The organism is Komagataeibacter sp. FXV3, from assembly GCF_015155755.1.
In the GTDB taxonomy this organism is placed as follows: domain Bacteria; phylum Pseudomonadota; class Alphaproteobacteria; order Acetobacterales; family Acetobacteraceae; genus Komagataeibacter.
In genome coordinates this window covers 1-6,865 of the sequence record NZ_VWPI01000173.1, presented here as the reverse complement: position 1 = coordinate 6,865, position 6,865 = coordinate 1, and the positions used below count along the sequence as shown (strand labels likewise).

Below are 6,865 nucleotides of genomic sequence, written 5' to 3'. Positions count from 1 at the left end.
TATCGCAGTCCTTCCCGGCTATGTTCACGTCGGGCAATACCAGTCCATGTCACCATTCACTCCATCTCTTCGTAAAGACGGATGAATCACAACAGGCTGGTATTGTTCAAAAACTTTCGGATCGGGCACTTAGTCCGTGGTTGCAATTCCGATTGTTTTCTTGCATGAAAAATATTATTTTTGAAGACAAATTGATAGCCTTGGGTAGGAGTTTGCAGACTTGAAAGATGATCCAAAAAAAAACCTAGACAAAACAACCTACTTATCTAAGGAATTGTTTGTAAAATCTGGGCAATTGCAAGTTGCGAAAGAATTTTTACGCGATTTAAACGAAGAGTTGGAAGACAGAAACCGCAATAAAATTCTTCTGAATACCAGAATCCAGCAACTGGAAGATTCCGCAAGGCATCATCAGGCACATATCAGAAATATTGAAGAACAGAATGCTGCATTAAAAACCAGGGCTCATGAACTCGAAGAGTCCATGAGAAAATGCCAAGACTATATCAGGGGCCTTGAGGAACATAATGAGTTCCTGCAAAGCGAATTCCTGATATACAAGACCCGCTTGGAAACCAGTCGGAATTCCCTGAGCTGGCGCATGACCGTGCCAGTCAGGTGGATTGGTCGACAGCCCAAGTGGGTAAAACATACTGTAAAAGAGACACTCTCTTCACTAAAAAACAGTATTCAAACCCCGGAATTCTTTAAACGTAAAAATGACAATTCCCAATCGCATGCGGAACAGCATAATCATGCCGTAGCCGAGCCGCACGCGGAACAGCATAATCATGCCGTAGCCGAGCCGCACGCGGAACAGCATAATCATGCCGTAGCCCAGCCGCATGCAGAACAGCACAATCATGCCGCAGTAGTACCGCCCCATGGTTCGCACATTCATCCTTCGCTGGAAGTTGCGCGGCAGATCTTTTCTGAACAGCAGTCTGATCTATCTTCTCAGGATGCGCAGGCGGCGCTTGCGGAATTGGCGCATAAACCACTGATTTCCATAATCATGCCGATCTATAATACGCCGCTCAAATGGCTGCGGCGCGCTATCGAGTCCCTTCAGGAACAGTATTACGAACACTGGGAACTCTGCGTGGTCGATGACTGTTCCCCCACGAAAGACCAGCAGAACCTATTAAAGGAACTTGCCCGTACCGATCCGCGCATACGGCTGCAGGTCATGCCGCGTAATGGCGGGATTTCGGCGGCGTCGAATGTCGCGCTGGACATGGCACGTGGCACGTATGTCGCCCTGCTTGACCATGATGACGAACTGACCCCCGATGCGCTTTTCCGCGTTGTCGAGGCGATCAACCAACAGCCTGAGGCAGATTTCATCTATAGCGATGAATGCAAGATAGACGATACGCCGGATCGCGGACTGTTTGACTTCATATTCAAGCCAGACTGGTCGCCCGAAATCATGTTCAACTGCATGCTGTCCGGTCATCTGAGCGTCTATGCCAAGACGCTTGTTGATGACATAGGTGGATTCCGCAGCGAATATGATTTCTCGCAGGATTACGACCTGGCCCTCCGCGCCAGCGAGAAGGCAAAATGCATCGTTCATATCGAACGCATCCTGTACCTGTGGCGGGCCATTGCGGGGTCAGCTGCCGCTGGCGGCAAAAACTATGCCCGGGAAACAAATATCGCCGCCCTGAATGATGCCCTGCAGCGCCGACTCATTCCAGGCCTGGCGACGCCGTTGCCGCATGCCAACTATGTGCGGATTGCCGTGCCTGAGGAAGGGGCCCGCGTCTCCATCATCATTCCTTCTGATTCTGTCGCGAACCTCCGGCTGGCGCTGCAGGCCATCCGGAATGGGACGGATTATGAGAATTATGAAGTCGTTGTGGTATGTAACGGGCCGCTGGCTGCCCGGCTGCAAGACGAATTCTTTGACTGGGACAAGGTTGTCTTTGTAAAATATAACAAGGCTTATAACTTTTCCGACAAATGCAACGAAGGGGCACGGGGATCGACCGGTGATATCGTCGTTTTTTACAATGACGATGTCTTTCCCATGCAGAGGGACTGGATCGAACGGCTGATCGAATATCTCTGGGTACCTGGTGTCGGTGGCGTTTCACCCAAGCTTGTTTATGAAAACGACACCATCCAGTATTCTGGCATGATTTCGGGAACGCCCGGCCTGTGTGGGACGGCCTATCATACGCAGCCGTGGGATAGTACGGATCTGTTCCTGAGCATGCATAAATATGTCCGGAATATATCCCTTCTGTCGGGTGCCTGCTGCGCCATGCGCAAGGATCTGTTCTGGAAAGTCGGGGGATTTGATAGCGTCAACACGCCTGATGGCCATTCCGATATGGACCTCAGCTTCAAGCTGATCGAGGCGGGATACCGATGTGTCTACACGCCTTATGCCCTCCTGCGGCATGTGGGCAATCACTCCTGGAATGCAAAGCGGCATAAATACAAGGCTGACATTTACGCCCTGCGTCGTTGGGGGGCGTATCTGTCGCATGATCCATATTTTACGCCTTCCATGCAGCGCGTCCTGTATCGCGACTTCCAGTTTAACTATCGGATTTATGCAGAACATTATGATTCGTCCCGGGTTGTAACCGGGCCAGATGTCCTGTTCGTTTCCCATGAATTGACATTGACGGGCGCGCCCCGGATGTTGCTGTATGCCGCGCAGACAGTTCTGCAGGCGGGCGGTTTCCCGGTTGTCGTTGCTCCGCAGGATGGCCCGCTATGTGAGGAAATCGTCAGGGCAGGAATCGTCGTTATCATTGATGAATCGATCACTGATAATCACTTCCTGTTTGAACGCTTCGCGCGTAATTTTGATGTTGCTGTTGTCAATACAGTGGCCATGACGTCCGTGGTCAGGCAGCTTTCCGCCATCAACATCCTGCGGACAGTATGGTGGCTGCATGAAGCGCAGTCCCTGTCGCATTACCTGAGCAAAAACCAGGTGCAGGGCATAGACTGGGAACAGGTCCAGATTGTCTGCGTCAGTGATTATGCAAAAAGCTTCGTGCCGGAAAATATCCCCGCCATGATTCTGCATAATGGGATTCCTGACAATGCTACCCGAGTTGCCAATCTCCCAACACGGAATTTCCTGATCTTCGTGATGTCAGGGACCGTGGAATTCCGCAAGGGCCAAGATATCCTTGTTGCGGCCATTGCCCTATTGCCACGTCATGTCCGGAAACAATGCCGTTTCATCATGAGCGGCAAGCTATGGGAATGGAACCGTGAATACTGGAAGGGCATTGAAACGGAGATGGAAAGCCTTCCGGAAGTGAGTTACATCGGCATTCTGGATCATGAAGCACAATTGCGTCTTGTCGCGTCAGCAGACGTGCTGGTCTGTCCTTCCCGGGATGACCCATTCCCTCTGGTCGTAATGGAAGCGGCGATGCTCTCGAAAACCAGCATCATGAGTAATCATGTGGGCACATGTGACGTCTTTGATGAAGACTCCAGCTATACCTTTGAATCAGGCAATGCACTCTCCCTGTCCATGCAGTTGCTATGGGCCTATGAAAACCGCCATGACCTGAAGAACATGGGAAAGAATGCACGGGAAACATTCAAGAAAAGCCTTACTTTGTCGGCATTTTCCAAAAACTTTCTTGAAATCATTTCCCAACAGATAGCTGTTACATATCCCGAGAAAACTTCTGCCGACACCCGATCGAAAATGCCTGTGCGCAATAGTGGGAAGAAAGAGATGATCTCCCTTTTGCAGACAGGGGAATAAACCAAACCCAGACCTGAATGAAAAACAGGTCTCATGGGCAAGGTTACGAGCAGACGGTATTCAGATGAATCAAAAAGTCGCAGGTAGCCCTGAAGGCGATCCGTGACGGACTGACACTGGCCGAACCGGAATAAGGCACGGTACCCATTGGGCGATGATCCGCCCAATGGGTAGACTCGGTAATAAAAGGGATGGCGGGTATCTTCTCCAAGAAGTCAGCGCCAACAGTATCGGTCAGTCCGGCTGACATGAAGAAGTCTTACACGAAAATTGGCAAACGGATGGAGGAACGAAGGATTTTTACGTGATGCCATCGTTCGGATCTCGTGAAGCGATTCGCTCATTACAACGGCCAAAGGCCACATTCTGCTCTGAGTAGCTTACGGTCGATAAGACGATCATACCGCGTCGACGTCCGAATGGCGGCATGACACTAATACCAACCATTGTTTGGTCTGACTCACGGGGTACCCATCGGGTTAAAAATGTGATTCACAGGAAGCAGACCATTCTCTGAAGGAGGCATTCTGGATGGGCAGCCCTCTGTCCCTGCGTGACGATCATGATAGTTCGGAGTTGCGACGCCTTGCGCGCAGAAGCCGGCATGCGGGTCAGTCGCGTCGCCTGCTGGCGCTTGCGGCGATTTATGATGGCGCCTCACGCGGCGAGGCGGCCCTGCCTGCCGGGACAGACCGTCAGAGTATCCGTGACTGGGTGGTGCGTTTCAATGCGGATGGTCCGGATGGCCTTGTGGATCGTCATGGCGGGGGACAGAAAGCCCGCCTGACACAGGAGATGCTGTCTGCCTTGAAAACCCGGCTCGAAGAAGGACCCATCCCTGCGGTGCATGGTGTTGTCCGCTGGAGACTGTGTGATCTCTGCGGGTGGCTGCATGAGACCTATGGCGTCACCCTGTCGGAAACGCGTCTGGGTCAGATCATACGCCGCGAGGGGTTCCGTCTGCTGACAGCCCAGCCACGGCACTATCGCCAGGATACAAAAGCCCAGGACATTTTTAAAAAGAGTTCCCCGGTGTCATGGCGGCGATCAGGTCCAGACATCTCGGAAAAGATATCGAAATCTGGTGGTCTGACGAGGCGCGGATCGGCCAGAAAACGAAGCTGACCCGACGGTGGGCGAAACGGGGCACCCGGCCCCGGGCCGTTGCTGACCTGCGCACCAGATCCGCGTGGATTTTCGGGGCCATCTGCCCTGAAAAGGGAGCGGCCGCAGGCCTCGTGCTCCCTGTCTGCAACCTGCACGGCATGCAGCTCCATCTCGCGGAGATTTCACGCACGGTCGCGCAGGGCGCTCACGCCGTCCTCATTGTGGATCAGGCGGCATGGCATACCAGTCAGAAGCTGGATGTTCCCTACAATATCACCATTCTCCCGCTGCCTCCCCGGGCTCCTGAACTGAACCCGGTAGAAAATCTCTGGCAGTTCCTGCGCAATACATGGCTCTCAAACAGGATCTTCAGAACCTATGACGATATCGTTGATATCGCCTGCCATGCCTGGAACCAGCTCGTCGATCAACCATGGCGCATCATGTCAATCGGACTGCGCAAGTGGGCTCATAGGTTATAGCAATCAACGGTTGGTATAACGCAGGCATAGCATATTCAAGCCGCGAAGCTGCCTGACCAAACGGATCAGGCTCTTTTGTAATCAGCTTTTATCCATATTGAGTATGGTCTGGATAATACTTGATATTGAAATGGCAATTTCGGAATAATAGAGCTTCAATGCTGGGGACTGTCTGGATTTTCCGATGATGATTCTGCATAAAATTTCCGCACTTCTGGGGCTGGTCGCGTTTTACGGCTTTGCTCCTGCATCCGCGCAGACCACGAGTAATTATGTCACCAGGACAAACTCGCCCGTTCAATTCCCGGCGATGGGCGTGAACGGCGGGAGCGCCACGGCATTCACCTTTACACCAAAAGGTAGTCCACTGGCAGGTAGCCTTGCGGTGGTATTACTTGAGATTGAATTGGACAAGGCCCAGGTCCAAAACTTCGGGAACTCAACGGAGTGCAATTCCACTGCAGTCGCTCCCAACGTTGGCGGCAATATCTGCGCCTATACCTATGCGGAAGCACAGGCAAAGTCCGGCGGCCTCTGGGCGAGGAATTCCGTCTTGCAACTTGATGCAAACTGGAACCATTCCACCTTCAGTAGCTTTGGAGACGAAATAGATATCAACAATCTTGCGGGAGACAATAAGGAGTTCACCGTAGGAAATACGGTAGGCATTCTCCTGAATGGCCTGAAATACATGAATACAGCGGGGATCAGCATCCAGACGGGCAATAGCGTAAATGGCCTGACTGGAACGAACGGTACTTTGCCCATCTGGTATTATGGTATCCACACAGGGGTCAACGCCGTGCAGGAAGCTGATTTTGATTCACAGTCCAACGCGGTTTATGGTTGGCATGATCGTGGTAAACACATATTCGGCGCGACATACAATATGGCCGATACGTCGCAAGCGGCCATTCTTCTTGGGGACAGAGGGGCCGCGCAGGGCATCAAGGGCGCGCATGTCAACTCTTACCTTTCGATGATGTATCTGGACAGCGACGGATTGATGCATATAGGCGACAGTGCTGCCGGCCTCTGGATAACGAATGGGAACATTTTCCCCGCAACAAGCAACAAATATGAACTTGGAAGCAAAACGCTGCAGTGGTCCAACTTCTGGACCAAGAACGTAAACACGACCGACATCACAACCTCGCACGCAGCCATAAGCGACATTAACGGCATTCCGACCATCAGGGCGGCCACACCGAAAATTGGAAGTTCGTGCCCGCCAGGCGAACAGCTTTTTGATGCCAGAAAGCTTTACATGTGCCTTGCCGATCGTAAATGGCATACTATGGCTGCAGCGACCGATTGAACTCAGGATTAGATCATCGGGATTTTGAAGGAGCATAAGGGAGGATGCCACGGCTGCGTATCTGTGCCGCAAGCACAGGACTAGTCATCTGGAACTGAAATAAGCATCATTATATAATATTCCTGTCGCAATGACGGGAGCAGAACGATGGCGGGACGACAGGCAAGTCAGGTGGTGCTGAGTCGGCAGGCGCGGACGTTTCTTGAA

The 6,865-nt window shown here is 52.1% G+C and carries 3 protein-coding genes; all 3 read left to right on the top strand.

Annotated elements, in window-relative coordinates; translation table 11 throughout:
- Nucleotides 1-220: 220 nt before the first annotated feature.
- The 3 genes from F1542_RS16545 (at nt 221) to F1542_RS16535 (ending at nt 6,658) form a co-directional block, all read left to right on the top strand.
- Nucleotides 221-3,751, top strand: coding sequence for a glycosyltransferase (locus F1542_RS16545; protein ID WP_193733966.1), 3,531 nt, complete (start codon nt 221-223; stop codon nt 3,749-3,751).
- A 531-nt stretch (nt 3,752-4,282) separates the two neighbouring features.
- Nucleotides 4,283-5,340, top strand: a protein-coding gene (locus tag F1542_RS16540; RefSeq protein WP_227672826.1) for an IS630 family transposase whose coding sequence is annotated in 2 segments (ribosomal slippage) — nt 4,283-4,775 and nt 4,775-5,340 — 1,059 coding nt in all. Because the reading frame shifts where the segments join, the coding sequence is not laid out codon by codon here.
- 184 nt (nt 5,341-5,524) lie between these two features.
- Nucleotides 5,525-6,658 carry a hypothetical protein gene (locus F1542_RS16535; protein WP_193733964.1) on the top strand — a complete coding sequence of 378 codons (1,134 nt, stop codon included), beginning with the start codon at nt 5,525-5,527 and terminating at the stop codon, nt 6,656-6,658.
- Nucleotides 6,659-6,865 lie beyond the last annotated feature (207 nt).